The 18710-nt window shown below is 68.4% G+C and carries 15 protein-coding genes and 1 tRNA gene; 10 read left to right on the forward strand and 6 right to left on the reverse strand.

Going from position 1 to position 18710, the window contains the following annotated elements:
* Window positions 1-114: 114 nt before the first annotated feature.
* From PUT80_RS13295 to PUT80_RS13305, 3 genes are all read right to left on the reverse strand, one after another.
* The gene (locus PUT80_RS13295; protein WP_037812003.1) at window positions 115-1542 is read right to left on the reverse strand and encodes an ATP-binding protein; all 1428 of its coding nucleotides are present in this window, start codon (window positions 1540-1542) and stop codon (window positions 115-117) included.
* Window positions 1539-3191, reverse strand: a complete 1653-nt coding sequence (locus PUT80_RS13300; RefSeq protein WP_275292125.1) for an FAD-dependent oxidoreductase — start codon at window positions 3189-3191, stop codon at window positions 1539-1541. The genes PUT80_RS13295 and PUT80_RS13300 overlap by 4 nt, the downstream gene beginning before the upstream one ends.
* Before the next feature lie 108 nt (window positions 3192-3299).
* Entirely contained in the window at window positions 3300-4907 is a 1608-nt protein-coding gene (locus PUT80_RS13305; protein WP_275292165.1) for a coagulation factor 5/8 type domain-containing protein, read from the reverse strand.
* Between the two features lie 910 nt (window positions 4908-5817).
* Here PUT80_RS13305 and PUT80_RS13310 point away from each other — a divergent pair.
* The 10 genes from PUT80_RS13310 (at window position 5818) to PUT80_RS13355 (ending at window position 16713) form a co-directional block, all read left to right on the forward strand.
* Window positions 5818-5890 (forward strand) — tRNA-Ala (locus PUT80_RS13310).
* Between the two features lie 1617 nt (window positions 5891-7507).
* Complete coding sequence (locus PUT80_RS13315; protein ID WP_078870423.1) at window positions 7508-8260, forward strand: AfsR/SARP family transcriptional regulator; 753 nt, start codon at window positions 7508-7510, stop codon at window positions 8258-8260.
* A 171-nt stretch (window positions 8261-8431) separates the two neighbouring features.
* Window positions 8432-8683: an acyl carrier protein gene (locus PUT80_RS13320; protein ID WP_037812007.1), complete on the forward strand. Its 252-nt coding sequence runs from the start codon at window positions 8432-8434 to the stop codon at window positions 8681-8683.
* A 5-nt stretch (window positions 8684-8688) separates the two neighbouring features.
* A complete protein-coding gene (locus PUT80_RS13325; protein ID WP_037812008.1) occupies window positions 8689-9942 on the forward strand; it encodes a beta-ketoacyl-[acyl-carrier-protein] synthase family protein in 1254 nt (417 codons plus the stop codon).
* Window positions 9939-11015 carry a beta-ketoacyl synthase N-terminal-like domain-containing protein gene (locus PUT80_RS13330; RefSeq protein ID WP_275292126.1) on the forward strand — a complete coding sequence of 359 codons (1077 nt, stop codon included), beginning with the start codon at window positions 9939-9941 and terminating at the stop codon, window positions 11013-11015. The genes PUT80_RS13325 and PUT80_RS13330 overlap by 4 nt, the downstream gene beginning before the upstream one ends.
* Window positions 11012-11746 carry a 3-oxoacyl-[acyl-carrier-protein] reductase gene (gene fabG, locus PUT80_RS13335; RefSeq protein WP_134663250.1) on the forward strand — a complete coding sequence of 245 codons (735 nt, stop codon included), beginning with the start codon at window positions 11012-11014 and terminating at the stop codon, window positions 11744-11746. Before PUT80_RS13330 ends, fabG begins: the two co-directional genes overlap by 4 nt.
* A gap of 69 nt (window positions 11747-11815) precedes the next feature.
* Complete coding sequence (locus tag PUT80_RS13340) at window positions 11816-13186, forward strand: ATP-grasp domain-containing protein (protein WP_238608016.1); 1371 nt, start codon at window positions 11816-11818, stop codon at window positions 13184-13186.
* 106 nt (window positions 13187-13292) lie between these two features.
* Window positions 13293-14330, forward strand: a complete 1038-nt coding sequence (gene sbnB / locus PUT80_RS13345) for a 2,3-diaminopropionate biosynthesis protein SbnB (RefSeq protein ID WP_037812013.1) — start codon at window positions 13293-13295, stop codon at window positions 14328-14330.
* On the forward strand, window positions 14330-15307 hold the full coding sequence (gene sbnA / locus PUT80_RS13350) for a 2,3-diaminopropionate biosynthesis protein SbnA (RefSeq protein ID WP_275292127.1): 978 nt from the start codon (window positions 14330-14332) through the stop codon (window positions 15305-15307). The genes sbnB and sbnA overlap by 1 nt, the downstream gene beginning before the upstream one ends.
* Window positions 15308-15426: 119 nt before the next feature.
* On the forward strand, window positions 15427-16713 hold the full coding sequence (locus tag PUT80_RS13355; protein ID WP_275292128.1) for an MMPL family transporter: 1287 nt from the start codon (window positions 15427-15429) through the stop codon (window positions 16711-16713).
* Between the two features lie 9 nt (window positions 16714-16722).
* Here PUT80_RS13355 and PUT80_RS13360 read toward each other — a convergent pair whose 3' ends face one another.
* From PUT80_RS13360 to PUT80_RS13370, 3 genes are read right to left on the reverse strand one after another with little or no spacing between them, the layout of a single operon-like run.
* Window positions 16723-17679, reverse strand: coding sequence for a daunorubicin resistance protein DrrA family ABC transporter ATP-binding protein (locus PUT80_RS13360; protein WP_037812017.1), 957 nt, complete (start codon window positions 17677-17679; stop codon window positions 16723-16725).
* A gap of 1 nt (window position 17680) precedes the next feature.
* The gene (locus PUT80_RS13365) at window positions 17681-17884 is read right to left on the reverse strand and encodes an MbtH family protein (protein ID WP_037812019.1); all 204 of its coding nucleotides are present in this window, start codon (window positions 17882-17884) and stop codon (window positions 17681-17683) included.
* 17 nt (window positions 17885-17901) lie between these two features.
* On the reverse strand, window positions 17902-18705 hold the full coding sequence (locus tag PUT80_RS13370) for an ABC transporter permease (protein ID WP_043839323.1): 804 nt from the start codon (window positions 18703-18705) through the stop codon (window positions 17902-17904).
* Window positions 18706-18710 lie beyond the last annotated feature (5 nt).

Below are 18710 nucleotides of genomic sequence, written 5' to 3' on the forward strand. Positions count from 1 at the left end.
ATCGAGCCGTCAGTTCGCTCCGAGGGGATACCGCCGATGACAGCCACCGCAGAACTGCTCCGAAGAACCCGAAGATCCCAGCCTCGTGCCGGGTATCCGCGGGCAACCGCGCGTTCAGAGCGACGCTTGCTCCTCCACGGGAAGGCAGACCTCGAACCGCGTGTCGCCCGGTTCCGACGTCACTTTGATGTCGCCCGAGTGCCGCTCCACGACGATCCGCCACGAGATGTCCAGCCCGAGACCGGTGCCTTCGCCCACGCCTTTGGTCGTGAAGAACGGCTCGAAGATGCGCTGGCGCACCTCTTCCGGGATCCCCGGGCCGGTGTCGCCGATCTCGACGCGCACCTGCTTGCCGACCTGCCACGTGCGCAGGGTCAGCGTTCCCTCGCCGCCCATGGCGCCGACGGCATTGTCGATGATGTTGGTCCACACCTGGTTCAGTTCGGCGGCGTAGGCAGGAACCCGGTCGATCGAGCAGTCGTATTCCTTGACCACGCGGATACCCTCGCCGAGCTTGCCCGACATCATCACCAGCGTGGAGTTGAGTCCTTCGTGGACATCAATGAACTGGTGCGGGGCGCGATCCATTTGCGAGTACTGCTTCGCCGCGCCCACGAGCGTGGACACCCGGCTGGTCGAGTCCTCGATCTCGCCCATCAGCATCTCGGTTTCGAGCGCGTACGCGAGCCAGCGGATCGCGCCGTCGAGCAGTCCTTCGCCTACCGACTCCAGCACGTGGTCGAGGTTCGTCGGCGTGAGTCCGGCAGCGACGAAGATGCTGGCGAGGTCCCAGCCCTGGTCGATGCCGTGGTCGTCGAACCAGTCGCCGATCTCGTCCTCGCGGTCGGCTTGCTGCATCGCGGAGAGCTTGGGTGCGTCGCCGACCTGCTTCACCAAGCGTTCCTGCACATCGAGGAGCAACTCAAGCAGGTTCGGGTCGATGTCTTTCTTCGCCAGGATCGCGAGTTTGTGCCGCATGCCGGCGACTCGCTCGCGCAGCGCGGCCGTGGCCCGTACCGCGGCTGCGGCCGGGTTGTTGAGTTCGTGCATGAGCCCCGCGGACAACTCGCCGAGGGCGACGAGCCTGCGGCGCGACGACACCAGCGCGTCGGTGTTGCGCCAGCCGAGGTACATGCCCTCGAGCAAGTGCGCCGCCATCGGGAACCATTGCCGGAATTCGACGGCGAACTCCGCGGCGGGAAGCGTGAGGAAGGTCAGGTCGCTGACGGCGTAGATCGTCGCGCCGTAGGTGGCTTCGCTGTCCTGGTAGGCCAGGAATTGCGTTGCGCCGCAGTAGGAACCGCGCTGATCGGACCGCTTCATCTCGACCTCGGCGCCGGCCACCACGCGGGTCATCCGCAGCGCGCCGTTGAGCAGGACGTAGAAGCACGTCGCCGGGTCGCCCTCGCGGATCACCACGGAGTCGGCCTTGAACTCCTCGCGCACCGCGTTCTGCTCGATCCAGTCGAGCTGCGCGTCGGAGAGATGTTCGAACAAGAACAGTCCGCGCAGTTCCTCGCGCGACAAGGCGGGCTGAGTCACTGTTCCTCCAAGTAACGGTGGACCAGGGTCACGGCCATGGCGCCCTCGCCGACGGCGGACGCCACGCGTTTCACCGACTGCGAGCGCACGTCTCCGGCCACGAACACGCCGGGCACTGACGACTCCAGGTAATGCGGATCGCGGTCCAGGCTCCATCCCGGCGGCCTGCGTCCGTCCTCCACGAGGTCTGGGCCGGTCCGGACGAATCCGTGGGCGTCCCGGAGGACGCTCTTTCCCAGCCACTCCGTGCGTGGAGCGGCTCCGATGAAGATGAAGAGGTGTTCCGTGTCCAGTTTCTCGGTCACGCCGTCTTTGCAGACCGTGATGGACTCGAGGTGATCGTCCCCATGCGCTTTGACCACCGTGGTGTGCGTGCGGACGTGGACGTTCTCGATGGCAGCGATCTGCTCGATGAGGTAGTGCGACATCGACGACTCCAGCGACGCGCCGCGCACCAGCAGCGTCACGTCGGCGGCGTGCTGGGCGAAGAACACCGCCGCCTGACCGGCGGAGTTCGCGCCGCCGACGATGTACACGTGATCGTTCGAGCACTCAGGTGCTTCCGTCGCGGCAGAGCCGTAGTAGACGCCCCGGCCGGTCAGCTCCGCGATGCCCTCAGCTTCCAGCGCTCGGTAGTTGACGCCGCTGGAAAGGATCACGGAGTGCGCGGCGATCTCGGATCCGTCGCCGAAGGTCACGACCCGGCTCGAGCCGCGCGCCTCCAGACCCACGACATCGCGAGCCGTAAGCACTTCGGCGCCGAACTTCTGCGCCTGGCGGCGGGCTCGGTCCGTGAGCTGCGCGCCCGACACTCCGTCAGGGAAGCCAAGGTAGTTCTCGATCCTGGAGCTGGTTCCGGCCTGGCCGCCGGTGGCCTTGCGCTCGACCAGCACGGTCCGCAGTCCTTCGGAAGCGCCGTAAACGGCGGCACCGAGTCCGGCCGGACCGCCGCCGATCACCACCAGGTCGTAGAAGTCCTGCGCGGGCTGCGTAGAAAGGCCCACCGCATCGGCGATCTCGCTTCCCGATGGCTGTTTCAGCACCGTGCCGTCCGGCGTCACCACGACCGGGATGTCGGTCTCGCACGCGCCGGCGGCTTGGAGGATGCGGCCGGCTTCTTCGTCGTCGACCGAGTACCAGCGGTACGGGACGGCGTTGCGAGCCAGGAAGTCGCGCATCCGGAACGACGGCGCCGAGTACCGGTGCCCGATCAGCTTCGTCTCTTCCACCGGACGATCGCCGACCGCGAGCCAGGTCTCGACGAGCGAGTCGATGACCGGGTACAGCTTCTCCTCGGGCGGGTCCCAGGGCTTGAGCAGGTAGTGGTCGACGTCGACCACGTTGATCGCCTGGATCGCGGCGTCGGTGTCGGCGTAGGCCGTCAGCAGTGCGCGCCGGGCGTTCGGGAAGAGGTCCATCGCCTTCTCCAGGAAGACGATGCCGTCCATGTGCGGCATGCGGTAGTCGGCGAGGATCGCCGCGACGGCGTCGCCGCGCAGCTTGATCTCGCGAAGTGCGTCGAGGGCGTCGGCGCCCGAGTCGGCACGGATGACGCGGTAGTCCTTGCCGTAGCGGCGACGCAGGTCGCGCGCCACCGACCGCGAAACGGCGGGGTCGTCGTCGACGGTCATCAGGATCGGCTGGCTCACACGGCACAGCCTACGGTGTCCCGTCGACTGTCGTGGCAAACGACAGAACCAGGGACCGGTGCCCGTCGCGGCCGCCACCGCGGCGGGCACCGGTTGTTCAGGTGGCGGCTATGGATAGCGCACCAGGTTCACCGGCTTCGTCCCCGACGGGGTGCTCGCGCCGAGGTCGTTGATCACGTGGGTGATCGTTCCCTGGTGGTTGAGCGAAACCGTCACCATGCCGTGGAACTGCACGTCAGGCGCGACCGGAGCGGCGAAGGCGTGCGAGCAGGACACCGACGGGTTCGTGTTGAAGAAGCAGTAGCTGCCGAGACCCCAGGCTTCGTGGCTGGTCACACCCGGAGCGACCTGGTACGCGGCGTAGCCCGCGCTCCCGCCGTTCATCCAGGCTGCCTGGTCGGGGACGTCGTAGGGCATCTCGTTTTGGAAGAAGTAGGTGCGCCCGCCGTTTCCGTTCCAGGTCACCTGCGTCTTCTGGAAGTGCTCGACGAACAGCCCGTAGACGGTCACGTCGTCGCCGTTCACCACCAGGCCGGTGTCGGCGGTGTTGGAGTTCCAGCCGACGTGACTGTCGTCGGCGCCGTGGTCGGCTCGCCAAAGCCACAGGTGGTCGCCGATCACGTCGTTGCTGTTGATTACGAGGCTGGTGTGCGCTTTGCCCGCGGCAGCGCCGCCGACGCGGAAGAACACATCGTGCAGCGAGGTCGGGTTCGCCGAGTGGTCCGCATTCGACTCGGGATCGCCGACCTGCATGAGCGTGGCCGACGAGGTCGTTCCGGCGTCGATCAGCAGGCCGGCGATCTTCACTCCGTCCACGTCGTCGACGTTGATCGCAGTGATCCCGCCGTCCGGGATCAAGGTCGCGATGCCAAGGCCGAGGACGACGGTGTCCGGACGAGTCACGTGAAGAGGCTGATCAAGGTGGTACACGCCTGGGGTGATCAGCAGGTTCTTGCCCGCCGTCAGAGCCTCGTTCATCTCGGACGCGGTAGCGCCCGGTTTCGTAATGAAGAACTGGTCGATCGGCAGCGAAATACCTGGTGCGCTGTCGTGTTCCCAGGTGACGCCGGAGGTGTTGCTTCGCAGGGCGGGCACGAACACCCGGTAGTGACCGGACTCGTCGGCCTGGAGGCACGGCTTCTCACGGACGATCGGGGCCTGGTCGATCGTCGTGTACGGCGGGTCCGGGAAGGTGCCGGCGGGAGCGCCGTACACGCCGACGAACACCATGTTCCAAGTGGACCCGGTCCAGCCGCCGAAGTGCGAATCGCGCGAGATCCATTGCTGCTGCGACCCGGAACGGACCCGGCCGTCGATCTTCGTGTCCGAGATCCAGCCCCCGCTCGACCAGCCGCCGCCGTCGTCGAGGCGGAGGTCGCCGCGGACGTGCATGCGCCGGTACGGGCTCGCCTGCGATACGGCCCATTGGTCCGCGCCCCCGACGGGGTTCACGGACAGGTTTTCCGCGCCGCGCCAGAAGTTCTGGGTCGCGTTGTTCGGGGGAAACCAGTCCGCGTCCACGTGCACCGCACCGTTGATCGTCACGGCGTCGGGCGTGCTGCCTAGTCCGAGGATTTGCGTGTAGAAGCCGACGTTCACGTCGTTGGAGTACGTGCCAGGTTTGAACAGCACGGCGTAGCGCTGACTGCCGAACTGGTTCTTCTCCTGCTCCGCGAAGATCGCGTCGAGCTTGCGCTGGATGCTCGCGCTCGGCATCAACGGATCGAAAACGACGACGTTCGGCCCCAGGTCCACTTGTCCCGGCGGCGGAGAAGTAGTGCCACCCACGGAGATCAGTGTGAACGACCGGTTGGCGGCGTCATGACGGCCGTGCTGCCGCGACTTCTCGTGACCAGCAGCCAGTCCGGCCGGATGCGGGTCGCGGTCTCGGCCGGAGGCAAGATCGACAACTGCAGCAGTCGGATGCGCTGGCCATTGCGGGTCGGGCTCGGTGGACGGCAGTCGCGGCGGGGCTGCGGTGTGGTGGGTTCCCGAGGTGTTCTCGTGTTCCGACGCGGGCCGCGAGGAGGGGCGGGTGGCTGTCTCTGCATCGCCCTTGCGGGTGAGGTGGAAGTGCCAATCGTGCGCGTTTGTTCCGGTGCCGGTGTACGGGCGGGCCAGCGGGACGGGCGGACGAGCAGCGGTTCGCCGGGCGTTCGCCGCCCCCGTTTGGGCGGGCCACGCATCAGCGTTGGTATCGAGGGGCTGACGGGACGGCGTTCCGCTGTTCCGGCCGCAGAGGTAGTCCGCCGGACTCGGAGGGGTCGGCGCTAGCGCGGCCACTCTCCGTGATTCGGGGTTCATCGTCACCTCCCTTGCCGAGACGGGGTCGCGGTGCGACCTCGGCCCGAGGTGGGGTTCGCCTCGTGGCGAGGGTCGGCTCGACGTCGCGACTGCGGAGGAATGTAATCGCGGGCACACTGACCTTCAACGCAAACCTGAAGAAAAGTCAGATAGGGCAGTCGACCTGCACTAATGCGCTCGGAACAGGTCGCAGAGAGGCGGGTTGGGCCAGCTTGGCACGCCATTCCGGCGCGGCCGCGGCGCGTAACCGACCCCCTGACGAAGGGGCCGGAGGCGGGGTGTACTGTATGTCCATACGAGATGCGGAGTTCACCTCTGCTTCGGGGCTATGGCGCAGCTGGTAGCGCACCTCACTGGCAGTGAGGGGGTCAGGGGTTCGAGTCCCCTTAGCTCCACAAGTTGCACAGGAACCCTTCGGCCACGCAGTTCAGGTTGGCCGGAGGGTTTTTTGCATGCCCGGGGCATGATTCGATGCGGCCGGCCTGGTCGATGGCTATGGGTTAGCGCTACCGGTCTGCGGCTTGGCGTCGGAAGCTCGGCGGTCGAGCTGGGAAGGTTCGCTGGCAGCTGTTGCGGCTGGGCGGGCGCGGGCGAGTGACCGGTGTCGGAGCGGTTCATGCGGTGACGCAGCGATCTCGTCCAACCGCATTGTTCTGGGGCAGGTGGCCGCGGTGCACGGGGATGGCCTTCTAGCGGCAGCTGCGGGCGGGCAGCTCGCGCTGATTGCTGCGGCGGCTAGCGGGCTCGCTGCGGCTTGGACGCGTGCTGCCGCGTCTCGGGCAGGTGTCCGGTTCTTCTGGCAGGGCGGAGGCTCGATCGAGAACCCCAAGCGTGACTGGCGCATTCCGGCGGGAGCCGGTTGCGGCCGCGGCGGAAGACGTCAGCTCGCATGGCGCAGCGGGAGTGCCGGGCGGGAGTACGGGACTCGCGGGGGCCCGAGGGGATCGTCTTGGGCTAGGTGGTGGCACGCGGGCGGCGTTGGGTTCTTGGGTTCGACCGCGGTCGTCGAGGAAGCCGGGGTGAGGGAACGCATGCTCGGGGCTCCGATTTGTGCCGCTTGGGGTCTAATGCCGAGAGTTGGCTGGCAGCACTGGGGCGCGGTGTGGAGCATCGCCGGGTGGGCGTCATCCGGTTGCGGCGGCGTGAGGGTGGTCGGCGGAGTCCGTTGCGGGGTCGCGTTTTCGCGTGGAGAGGTCGTCTCCGGTAGGCGGCGGTAGGCCGCGTGGAAGTCAGTACTGAGGGCGACGGGGCGAGGAAACGGTGATCGTCTTGGGAGCCCGGTTTGGCTCGCACGGGCTGGGTCGCTCCAACGGCGCGGGGAGCGAGGAGATCGGGGCGGTGGTTCGCGAGCTCGTCGGAGCCAGGGCCCGGTTAGCGGCGAGGCCGGGAGCGCGGACAAGGACGGTGAGGGTGGCCGCGCGCTGAGGCGTGCGGGAAGCCGTCGAAAGTGTGGAAGTTCGCAAAATTCTCTGTTGCGAACCAGACCAGTCGATGGCGTCGATTGCACACTCGCGCAAATTGTCCCAGCAGTCGAGAGGCGAGCCGCGGCGTTCATGATGTCGAATGCCTTGGTGCGACCCTGGGGAACAACAGAAACACTCTGCGTCGCCGGCCCGCTAATAAATAACCATTCGCCGTCGCTGCGGCAACGGGCAGAAATGTTGCCCGGAACTGCAAATAGAACTCACCCCATGTCGGAAAATGCGGCTCCATCCCGGCCGCGATAATTGATTCAACACCGTACCGGCGAGTACGACAAGGTATTCGCCGGAGAAGGGGCTCCTGGTGGAGGTAACACCACTGTCATACCTGGTGCCAGCACCACCATCGGGAGGTCGGGGGCGACAAATGGGAACGGGGTTCGTATTACCGACGGGAAACTGTCGTGCATGACGCCAACTCATTACCCCAATCGGAGGTAGACCGACTTTTCAATGTCTGACATGCTCGGCTCGGCCGACAGCTCGGTGCGTGGGGTCACTTGAGGCGGGCTATTTTTCTCAGGGGTAGATATGGAAATTGAGCTATTGGGATCGGTCACGCTCAGGCAAGCCGGCCGCAGACACGGAGTCGCGTCGCGAAAGGTGCGGACTGTGCTGGCGTTGCTGGCCTTGTCGCCGGGGGTTCCGTTGTCCCTGGACACGCTCGCGGACGAACTGTGGGCCGACAAACCGGTCTCCAACGTGCGCAATGCGTTGCAGGCCAACATCGCGCGGTTGCGGAAGCTCGTGTTCACCGTGACCGGCGAGCGGGAGGTGGTCCGGACGGTCAGCAGCGGGTACCTGATGACCGTGCCTGCCGAGGCCGTCGACGCGCATCGGTTTTCTGCCTTGGCACAGCGTGGGGCCGCGTTGCTCGGGCAGGATCCGCGGGGAGCCATCACGGTCTTCGAACAAGCGCTGCGGCTCTGGCGGGGGCCGGCGTTGCTCGACGTGGCCGATTGCACTCGCTGCCGGTTGGCTGCCGAGCAGCTGAACGAGCGGCGGCTCACCGTGCAGGAGGACCTGATCTCCGCGCGGCTTCAGGTCGGCGAGCATCATGGGCTTTCCCACGACCTGAAACAACTCGTCGCGGAGAACCCGGCGCGCGAGCGGCTCAGCGAGTACCTGATGATCTCGCTTTACCGCGACGGCAGGCAGGGCGAGGCGGTCTCGGTCTTCCACAGCACCCGGAAGTGGCTGGGCGCTGAACTCGGACTGGAGCCCGGGCCGGGGCTGCGCCGGCTGTACCAGTCCATCCTGATGCAGGACCAGGTTCTCGACTGAACCGTCGTTTTCGCTTCCACCGGGTCAGCATGGCAGTCCCCGATGACCGCCTGCTGACACCGCGCCTACGGGGGCGTCGCGTCAGGGCGCTGTCAGAAGGGTGTCACCGCTCGCCGCTAGTTTTCGGGCCGAATCCCTTGTAACGGTCCCTGACGATCGGGAGTGACCCCCATGACGACAGCCGTCTCCGAACGCATGCAGCAGATCCGCGAGATCGTCTGCACGCATCTCGAGCTCGACGACGCGGAGCTCACCGAAACCAGCGATTTCGCCGACGACCACGAGGCGGATTCGCTGTCGCTGATGGACGTGCTGGCCGCGCTGGAGAAGAAGTTCGGCGTCACGATCGACCAGGCGCAGTTCGCCCGGATGACCAACCTGCGCGCGGTGTACGAGGTCGTCTCGGAATCCGCGAGCTGGTAGCCGACATGTCGCAGCCGACCAGTATCGGACGCCGGGTGGTCATCACCGGATGCGGTGTCGTGTCGAGCATCGGGATCGGGGTCCGGGAGTTCACCTCCGCCCTGCGCGCCGGGCGCAGCAACGTCCGGCCGATCTCGGTGTTCGACACCACCGGGTTCGCCCACGACAACGGCTGCGAGGTCGCCGACTTCGAGCCTGCCCGGTGGATCCGCACGCTCGACCCCGCCGATCTCGGCCGGGCGAGCCGGTTTTCCACCGCGGCCGCCCGCCTCGCCGTCGAGGATTCGGGGCTGCCGCTGGAAACCCTGCGCGCCGCGCGCACGCTCGTCTCGGTGGGCAGCACCGACGGCGAGGCGCACGAACTCGACGGCCTGGTGGCGCAGGAACTCTCCGCCGGGCTGGCCGGGCTTGACCCGAAGCTGGTGCGCCGGACTTCCGCGGGTCGGCTGGCCACGTCGATCGCGCGTGAACTGGAACTGACCGACGTCGAGACCGGGACCATCGCGACGGCGTGTTCGGCGGGGAACTACGCCATCGGCAACTCGCTCGACGCGATCCGGTGCGGGGACGCCGAGTTCGCTCTCTGTGGCGGCGCGGATGCGCTGTGCCGCAAGACGTTCACCTCGTTCTACCGGTTGCGCAGCATCGCGCCGGACTGCTGCCGTCCGTTCGACCGCAACCGGATGGGCATCCTCACCGGCGAGGGCGCGGGCATTCTTCTGCTGGAGAGCCTCGACTCCGCGCTCGCCCGCGGGGCGCGGATCTACGCGGAAGTGCTGGGGTACGGCATGTCCTGCGACGCGCACCATCCGGTGGCGCCGCATCAGGCCGGGATCGCCCGCTGCATGGAACTCGCGCTGGCCGACGCCGGGGTCAAACCCGCCGAGATCGACCTGATCTCCGCGCACGGGACCGGGACCAAAGCCAACGACATGACCGAATCCGCGGCGATCCGCGACCTGTTCGGGCCGAAGCCGCCGCGCACCGTGTCGATGAAATCGATGCTGGGGCACTCGATGGGCGCGGCGAGCGCGCTGGCCGCGATCGGCTGTTCGATCGCGCTCACCGAGCAGTTCATCCCGCCGACCATCAACCACCGCGACACCGACCCGGACTGCCCGGTGGACTGTGTGCCCAACGAATCCGTCGACGCCGACCTCGACATCGTGCAGAACAACGGCTGGGCCTTCGGCGGCAACAACGCCGTGGTCCTGCTCGGCCGGTACGAGCGGCAACCCCGAGAGGAGGCCGTACGGTGACCGCACCGGCTCGGCGCCGTCCGGTCATCTCGGCCTGGACCGCCATTTCCCCCTTCGGCTACGGCCGGGAAGCGTTCGCCGACGGCGTTCGCTCCCGGCGCGAGCCCGCCCTCGAAGCCGACGGGCCGGGTGATCCCGCGGCCGTCGTGCCCAGCTTCGACGTGCGCGAGATGTTCGGGCGCAAGAAGACCCGGGCCATGAACCGGGTCAGCGGGTTGACCGTCGCGGCCGCGCAGCAGCTGCTCGCCGACATGGAACTGGCCCCGGACGACGATCGCGAGCACATCGGTTTCGTGCTCGGCACCACGACCGGCAGTGCGCAGAGCATGATGGACCTGACCCGCGCGTCGATCACCGGCGAGCAGCCGGACCACGTCGAACCCGCCGCGGTTCCCGGCACCGTGATGAACTGCGCGGCCGGGCAGGCCGCGATCTGGCACGGGCTCAAGGGACCCAACGCGACGATCGCCGCCGGGCGCACCACCGGATTGCAGGCGCTGAACTACGCTCGCCGGCTGCTGATGACCGAACGTGCGGCTCAGGTGTTGTGCGGTGCGGCCGAGGAGCATTCCGACGCGCGGTCCTGGCTCGAGCACCACCGGCGCGGCGGGGCGGCGACGCTCGGCGAAGGCTGTGCGATGTTCCTGCTTGAACCGGCGGACTCGGCCGATCCGCGCACCGTGCTGGCGACGCTGACCGGCATCGACTCGCGGATCTGCCTCGACGGTGACCTCGCCGGAACCTTGCACGCCACCGTGACCTCGCTGTTGAACCGGTCTGGTGTCAACGCGGACCGCGTGTGGGCGGCAGTCGGCAGCGGCTTCCCCGCTGGGGCGGACCGTCCCGAGGACGTGACGCTGCGGCAGTTGTTCGGCGACGAAGTGACCGACCGGGTGCCGCCGGTGGATCTCATCGGCGACACCTCCGCGGCGACCGCGTTGTTCGGCTTGGCGTCGGTGCTCAGCATCGCCGACGGAGCAGACCACGGCGAACAGGACCACATCGTCGTCACCGCTTGCGATGACGACGGTTCGGTGGCCTGCGCGCTGCTGCAGCTCGGCGGTGCGCGATGAGCAGAACCGCACTCGTGACCGGCGGTTCCCGCGGGATCGGCCGGGCGGTCGTGCTCCGCCTGGCGCAGGACGGGTTCGACGTCGCGTTCTGCTATCACAGCAACCAAACCGCAGCCGACGTTCTCGTCAAGGAAGTCCTCGACCTGGGCGTGCGCGTCGAAGCGAGCCAGGTCGACGTCGCTGACGGCGAGGCGGTCACGGCGTGGGTGGAGCGGACGGCCGACGAGTTCGGCGCGCCGGACGCGCTGGTCACCTCGGCCGGGATCACCCGCGACGGTTCGCTCGCACTGATGTCCGAACCGGACTGGTCGAGTGTCCTGCGCACGAACCTCGACGGCGTTTTCCACGCGTGCCGTCCCGCCGTGTTCCGGATGATCAAACGCCGCGCCGGGAGCGTCGTGACGCTGTCCTCGGTGTCCGGCGTGCACGGCAACCCGACGCAGACCAACTACTCCGCGGCCAAGAGCGGCGTGCTCGGCTTCACCAAGGCGCTGGCCAAGGAAGTCGGCCGGTACGGGGTGCGGGTCAACTCCGTCGCGCCGGGCCTGATCGAGACCGACATGCTCGGCAAACTCAGCGAAGCGACCCGCGAGAAGATGCTGCGGGCTGTCCCGCTGCGCCGGTTCGGCACGCCCGAAGAAGTCGCGGACCTGGTGTCGTTCCTGGTTTCCGACCGCGCTTCCTACATCACCGGCAGCGTCTTCGAGGTCGACGGCGGCTTCGTCGTCTAGCTGTTCTCTCCCCGCGGCAGCGCTGGCAGCGCGTGCCGCGTCCTATCCGTGCGCTGGCGAAAGGACGTCATGAGCGCCGACAACGGTTTCATCCCGCGGCTCAAGACCGCGGTTCTGGGCACGGCCGACCGCCCGCTGGTGTTCGTCGGCAACTTCGAGGTCGAAGAGCAGTGGGCGGTCGACGAGCAGGGGCTGCCCCGGGTGTCCGCCCCGGGCGGCATGGCGGTCGTCAACAGCATGGACGAGTTCGCGTTGCTGCTGGGCGGGAAGCGGGATCACGTGGTGCTCAAGCACGCGCCGGACCCCGGTTACCACAGCTACCTGGAAGGCCTCGGTCTCGACCTGCCGCAGATCCACGTGATCGCGGACCCGGATCCGGCGCGCACGGTCAGCCAGGACGCGCTGCACGATCCGTGGCTGATCGCCGCGCTTTCCGCGTTGCGCACCGACGAAGCGCATCTGCTCGCGCACGGTGTCTCCGCGGTGGAGGAAGAACTGTCCACTGCGACGGGGTTGCCGCTGGCCGCTCCGGACGCGGCTCGGTGCAAGGCGGTGAACAGCAAGATCTACAGCCGCCGGATCGCGACGAAGCTCGGATTGCGGCAGCCGAACGGCTGGGCCTGCGACACGCTCGAGCTGCTCGACGAGGCCGTCACCGCGGCGGGGGCCGTGCTCGTCACCGGACGGAAGGTCGTCGTCAAGGAGGCGTTCGGGGTTTCCGGCAAGGGAATCTCGGTGGTCTCCGACGAACGCCGGCTCGACCGGTTGCGCCGGATGATTTCCGCGACCGCTCGCCGCAACGGCCGGGACCGGATCGCGTTCGTCATCGAGGAGTGGGTCGACAAGCGCGCCGACCTCAACTACCAGTTCACCGTGAGCCGCGATGGGTCGGTGCACTTCGACTTCGTCAAGGAGCTGATCACCGAGAACGGCGTCCACAAAGGACACCGGATCCCGCCGCGGCTGGACGAGGCGCAGCTGGAGACCATCCGGTCCGCGGCGCAGGCGCTCGGCGGGCAGCTCGCCGCCGACGGCTACTACGGCGTCGTGGGAGTGGACGCGATCGTCGAACCCGACGGCGGCATCTTCCCGGTGCTGGAAATCAACGCCCGCAACAACATGTCCACCTACCAGGTGCCGATCCAGGAACGCTTCGTCACCGCGGGCGAGACCGCGATGGCCCGGCACTACTCGCTGCGGCTCGGCGCCAGCGTCGGCTTCGACCGGGTCCGCGACGTGCTCGGCGAGCTGCTTTTCGACGGTGCGGGCAGCGGCCTGCTGGTGAACAACTTCGCCACCGTCAACGCCGGCGCGCAGACCGCCGGCGGGGCGCCGTTCGCCGGCCGCCTCTACGGCGTGCTCATCGGGGATTCGGTCGCCGAGGTCGACCGGATCGACGCGCGGGTCGAACGCGCGCTGGCCGTCCTGCAGCAGGACTGATCCCCATGCCGGGAACCCGGGGCGTGGCCGCAGGTCCGCGCGGGGAACCCCGGCGACTGCCCGGACCAGCCCCAGTTTCCGCCCAGCCGAAGAATAAGGAAGTTCTGTGACCGAAACCGCTACCGTTCCGGAGTTCGCCGTCGTGTCCGGAGCACAGGTGCACCAGGTGCTCGACGGCGCCGAGAAGCAGCTGGCCGAACTGATCGAGGCGGCCTACCGGCTGCACGGGCAGCAGGCGACCGTCAACCCGCCCTCCTACTTCCTCCGGTTCCCGGACCGGCCGTCCGCGCGCATCATCGCGCTGCCCGCCTCGGTCGGCGGGGAGGTCGCGGTGGACGGGGTCAAGTGGATCTCCAGCTTCCCGGAGAACGTCCGCACCGGGCTGCCGCGCGCCTCGGCCGTGCTGATCCTCAACGACCAAGCGACCGGGTACCCGCTGGCCTGCATGGAAAGCTCGATCATCAGCGCGAGCCGGACCGCGGCGTCGGCGGCGCTGGCGGCCGACTGGCTCAGCCGCCGGGGCGAACGGCCGCGGCGGCTCGGGTTCGTCGGCACCGGGCTCATCGCGCGTTACGTGCACCGGTTCCTGCTCGGCACCGGCTGGGACTTCGACGAGACCGCGGTGTTCGACCTCTCCGCCGAGCACGCCGCCGGCTTCCGGGGCTACTTGGAGGGCACCGGCGCGAGCGGGATCTCGGTGCGCGAGAGCGCCGAGGAGCTGATCCGCGGCAGCGACCTGATCGTGTTCGCCACCGTGGCCGCGGAACCGCACGTGCACGATCCGGCCTGGTTCGGCCACAACCCGCTCGTGCTGAACGTTTCCCTGCGCGACCTGTCCACCGAGGTCGTCCTGGCTTCGGCCAACGTGGTCGACGACGTCGAGCACTGCCTCAAGGCCAACACCTCGGTGCACCTGGCCGAACAGGCCACCGGCGGCCGCGACTTCCTCGACGGCACCCTGTTCGACGTGATGACCGGGGCACTCGCCCTGGACGCCGACCGGCCGCTGGTGTTCTCGCCGTTCGGTCTCGGCGTGCTGGACCTCGCGGTCGGCAAGCACGTCCTGGACGAACTGCGCCGCCGCGGCGAACTGCACGAGGTCGGCGACTTCTTCTTCGAACTCGACCGCTACGGCCGGCGCTGATGCCGATCATCACCAGTCCGCACGAGTTCAACGTCGACGACCTGTTCGTCGACCTGAGCGGGTGTACAGGGCGATCGCTCTACCTCAAGTGCGAGGGCTTCAACTTCGCTGGTTCGATCAAGATCAAAGCAGCGAAAGAGATGATCGACGCGGCCGAACTGGACGGCACGCTGAGGCCCGGCGCGACCCTCGTGGAGAGTTCGTCGGGCAACCTCGGGGTGGCGCTGAGCCTCGTCGCGACCAGCCGGGGTTACCGGTTCGTCTGCGTCACCGATTCCCGCTGCACCCTCGGCGCCCGGCAGCTGATGCAAACGCTTGGCGCCGAGGTGCACGTGATCACCGAACCGCATCCGAAAGACGGGCTGCTCGGCGCGCGGATCGCGCACGTGCGGCGGCTGTGTGCCGAGGGCGACGACCGGGTGTGGCTCAACCAGTATGCGAACGCGGGAAACTGGCAGGCGCACTACCGCACCACCGGACCGCAGATCGCGAACTCGTTCCCCGGTGCCGACGTGGCGTTCATCGGAGCGGGCACGACCGGCACGCTGATGGGGTGCGCGCGCTACCTGCGCGAACACTGTCCCGGAATGCGCGTGGTGGCCATCGACACCGTGGGTTCGGTGACCTTCGGAACCCCGGCCGCCCCGCGGATGATCCCCGGTCTCGGCACCGGCGTCCGGCCCGCGCTGCTCGACGAGTCCTATGTGGACGATGTGGTGCACGTGCCGGAACTCGCCACCGTGCGGATGTGCCGCAGGCTCGTCCGGGCCGGGTTCCTGTTCGGCGGCTCGACCGGCACCGTCGTCGCCGGGGCGCTGCACTGGCTCGACCGGCACGAGCACGGCGAAAGCCTCACCGCGGTGGCGGTCTCCCCCGATCTCGGCGACCGCTACCTGGACACGGTCTACCACGACCAGTGGGTGGCCGACCTCTACGGAGACGCGGCGCTCGCCCCGCCCGCCGCGCTCGGGAGCTAGTACCACTCGAAATCGAGGTGCCACGCCCAGTGTGCGCACGATCACGAGGAGCCATCCTTAGACCGTCCGGCTTGCCGCCTGCGCGGCGGGAGGCCTGAAGCGGCCCAAGGAGTTCGGCATTGCGAACGCTACCTCTGCTCCGTCTCGCGCGCTGGTGTGCCGGACATCCCGGCCCGGTGCTGTGCGCGTGGCTGCTGTTCCTGGTCGGGGCGGCGAGCGAAGACCTCGCCGCCCCGGCAGGCAGCTCCGCGGCGCCCACCGGTTCCGTCCTCGGGGTCGGCTGTCTGCTCACCGCGCTGCTGCTGGTGCTGGTGCTGGGTTCGCCGCGGCTGGCCGCGATCGCGTTCGGCTATCTCGCGACCGTCGGGGCAGGCGCGCTCGGCGTGCTGACGGTGGTCGCCGAAGGAACGGGTTCGTTCGGCAGCTGGAACCTCGTTCTCCTGCCCGGCATCACGAGCGCCGCCAACCATCTGCTGTTCGCGGTCCGCAGGCAGCAGGAGATGCCGCCCGGCAAACACGACGCGTCCGACACCGCGCAGATCGTCGCCTCGACCGCCGGACGGACCGCGCTCGTCACCGGGCTCGCGATGCTTTCCGCGATGACCGGGCTGTATCTGACCGGCGAGCCGCAAGTCATGCGGTTGGCGGCAGCCGTGGTCCTGGTCATCCTGGTGGAAGCCGCCGCGGCGCTGACCTTGCTTCCGGTGCTGCTGACCCGGATCGCGCTTCCGGTGAAGAGGTCGTTCCAGTGGCATTGGCTGCCCCGGTTCGTCGCCCGCCTGCCCGCGAGCTGGCGTTACCGCACCGCAGCGGGACTCATCGGCGCGCTGGCCTGCACTGCCGCGGCGCTCGGTTACGTCGTCTACCGCTACCTCGAATCGCCGACGTTGCCGCCGTTGCCGTTGGCGTTGTTGATCGGGCTGACGTCGTTGGCGGTGATCACGGCTTTCCGGCCGTTCGTGGTCGCGCTGACGACCGCGGTGCTTTCAGTACTCTCCGCGCTTTTCGCGCTGACCATGCTCACCTGCATGAACCCGCCGACCCCGACCTGGCTGCCGGTGGCGCTGGTAGCGGTGCTCGCCGCGCCCACGACCGACATGCATGTCTGTCTGCTGCACCACTTCCGCGTCGAGGCGCTGACCGGGATGTCGCCGCAGCACGTGCTCGCGGAGGGGCTGCGCCGCGGCACCGTGGCGATCTCCAGCGCCAGCGTGGTGTCGATCGGGGTCTTCAGCGCGCTCGGGATCGCCGGCAGCGGCGAGCTGAGCGAGTTCGGCTGGGCGGCCGCGGCGGCGCTGGCGATCGACGTGCTGGTGATCCGGCTGGTACTGCTGCCCTTGCTGCTCTCGCTAGCCGGCCCGGTCCGCTGGTGGCGGCGGACCGGGCCGGGGGCTGCGCGAAAGTGAACCGGGGAATCACCCCGTGGTCGGGTGTCCGGTGAGGTCGAGGAAAGCTTCGTCGAGAGTCGGTCTGCGGAGCGCGAAGTCCGCCAGCGCGACGCCGCGTTCGTGCAACGCGTTCGCCGCCGCCGCGATCCCGCCGCTCTCGTCAAGCAGTTCTAGCGAGATGCTGCACCGGCGTTCGTCCACGACCGGGACGCCCACCGCGACCGGTGTCAGCGCCGCGACCGCGTCCGCGAGACCTTCTGGGTGGGCGACAGCGACTTCCAGCCGTTCCCGGCCGACCTTGCGCTTGAGCTCGTCCGCGGTTCCTTCCGCGACGCTCCGGCCCTTGTCGATGACCACGATCCGGTCGGCGAGGTAGTCGGCTTCCTCGAGGTACTGCGTGGTGAGCAGGACCGTGACGCCTTCGCTGACCAGCTCGCGGACCATCGTCCACAAGCCCATCCGGCTCGCCGGGTCGAGTCCCGTGGTCGGTTCGTCCAGGAAGAGCACCGACGGACGCGCCACGAGACAGGTCGCGAGGTCCAGGCGGCGGCGCATCCCGCCGGAGTACGTCCCGACCGCGCGGTCGGCCGCCTCGGCGAGGTTGAACCGCTCCAGCAGTTCTCCCGCGCGGGCGCGTGCTCCGCGGCGGCCGAGGTGCAGAAGACGGCCCAGCAGCACCAGGTTCTGCCGGCCGGTCAACAGTTCGTCCACGGCCGCGTACTGGCCCGCGAGCGCGATGTGCCGCTGGACCTGTTTGCGTTCCCGCACGATGTCGTGCCCGGCGACCAGCGCGCGGCCGCCGTCCGGCGGAAGCAGGGTCGCGAGCATCCGGACCGTGGTGGTTTTGCCCGCGCCGTTGGGACCGAGCAAGCCCAGCACCGTGCCGGGCGGGACGGCGAGGTCGACGCCGGCGAGCGCTTCGTGGTCGCCGTAGCGTTTGCGGAGCCCTTCGGCTTCGATCGCGAGTTCTCCGTGCGGTGTCATGTCAGCCTGCTTCCCGGATGTTCTCGGGCGACAGATCGGTCCAGTGGCCCGAAATGTGCGCGAGGGCTTCTTCGCGGCTGCTCTCCCCGAGCGAAACCCGCCAGCCGGGCGGGACTTCCGCGAAGGAGGGCCAGAGACTGTACTGCCGGGCGTCGTTGACCAGGACGAGGAAAGCGCCGTTCTGGTCGTCGAACGGGTTTGTCATTGCGTACTCCGGATCGGTTAGGCGAGGCGGTAACGGCGGAAGCTCAGCAGGGTCGCCGCGGCGAAGAGGACGACCAGCGTCACCGCGACGACGACGCCGGGATGCTGGGCGGGGAACGAACTGTCCGCGGGCACCGGCACGCCCCACAGCTGGCGGCACAGCGTGGTGACGGAGCTGACCGGATTCCACTCGGCGATCGGCCGGACCCACGACGGCAGCTGGCTGACGGCCATGAACGCGTTGGAGAGGAAGGAAAGCCCGAGCGTCAGCACCGCGCCGACGCCGTCGATGGATTCGGGATTGCCCATGGTCAGCCCGAGCAGCACGCCGACCCAGATCATCACGTAGAGGAAGAGCGCGAGCACGGCCAATCCGGCGAGCAGCGCGGGGAAGCCGGCGTGCACGCGGCCGCCGACCGCCAGTCCGATCCCGGCGACGATCGCCAGCGCGACGAAGCCGACCAGCGCGTCGCCGATGGTGTGGCCGAACAGCACGGCGGGACGGGAGATCGGCAGCGAGCGGAACCGGTCGGTCAGGCCGCCTTTGAGGTCCATCGCCACCGCGATCGCGGTCGGTGCGACGCCGGCTAGGCCCACCTGCATGAGCGCGGCCGGGAACAGGAACTCCGGATAGCTGCCGCCGCCTTCGACGCTCACCGCACCTTTGAAGACGTAGCCGATGGCCAGCATGGTGATCAGCGAATTCAGCGTGATCGCGAGGAGCCTGCCCGGCACCTTGCGCAGGTGGGTCAACCGGCGACCCGCCAGTGCGAATGTCTCGACGAGCGCCGCTGCCCGCGGAGTGTTCGCCGGGGTGGTCATTGTGG

The sequence above is a fragment of the Amycolatopsis sp. La24 genome, from assembly GCF_029087445.1.
GTDB classification, from domain to species: domain Bacteria; phylum Actinomycetota; class Actinomycetes; order Mycobacteriales; family Pseudonocardiaceae; genus Amycolatopsis; species Amycolatopsis nivea.

Bases quoted from the DNA above. Each gene is read 5' to 3' on its own strand.
- PUT80_RS13305 (WP_275292165.1), bottom strand. From the start codon at position 4,907: ATGCCGAGCGCGAGCATCCAGCGCAAGCTCGACGCGATCTTCGCGGAG.
- PUT80_RS13315 (WP_078870423.1), top strand. From the start codon at position 7,508: ATGGAAATTGAGCTATTGGGATCGGTCACGCTCAGGCAAGCCGGCCGC.
- PUT80_RS13320 (WP_037812007.1), top strand. From the start codon at position 8,432: ATGACGACAGCCGTCTCCGAACGCATGCAGCAGATCCGCGAGATCGTC.
- PUT80_RS13325 (WP_037812008.1), top strand. From the start codon at position 8,689: ATGTCGCAGCCGACCAGTATCGGACGCCGGGTGGTCATCACCGGATGC.
- fabG (WP_134663250.1), top strand. From the start codon at position 11,012: ATGAGCAGAACCGCACTCGTGACCGGCGGTTCCCGCGGGATCGGCCGG.
- PUT80_RS13340 (WP_238608016.1), top strand. From the start codon at position 11,816: ATGAGCGCCGACAACGGTTTCATCCCGCGGCTCAAGACCGCGGTTCTG.
- sbnA (WP_275292127.1), top strand. From the start codon at position 14,330: ATGCCGATCATCACCAGTCCGCACGAGTTCAACGTCGACGACCTGTTC.
- PUT80_RS13360 (WP_037812017.1), bottom strand. From the start codon at position 17,679: ATGACACCGCACGGAGAACTCGCGATCGAAGCCGAAGGGCTCCGCAAA.
- PUT80_RS13365 (WP_037812019.1), bottom strand. From the start codon at position 17,884: ATGACAAACCCGTTCGACGACCAGAACGGCGCTTTCCTCGTCCTGGTC.
- PUT80_RS13370 (WP_043839323.1), bottom strand. From the start codon at position 18,705: ATGACCACCCCGGCGAACACTCCGCGGGCAGCGGCGCTCGTCGAGACA.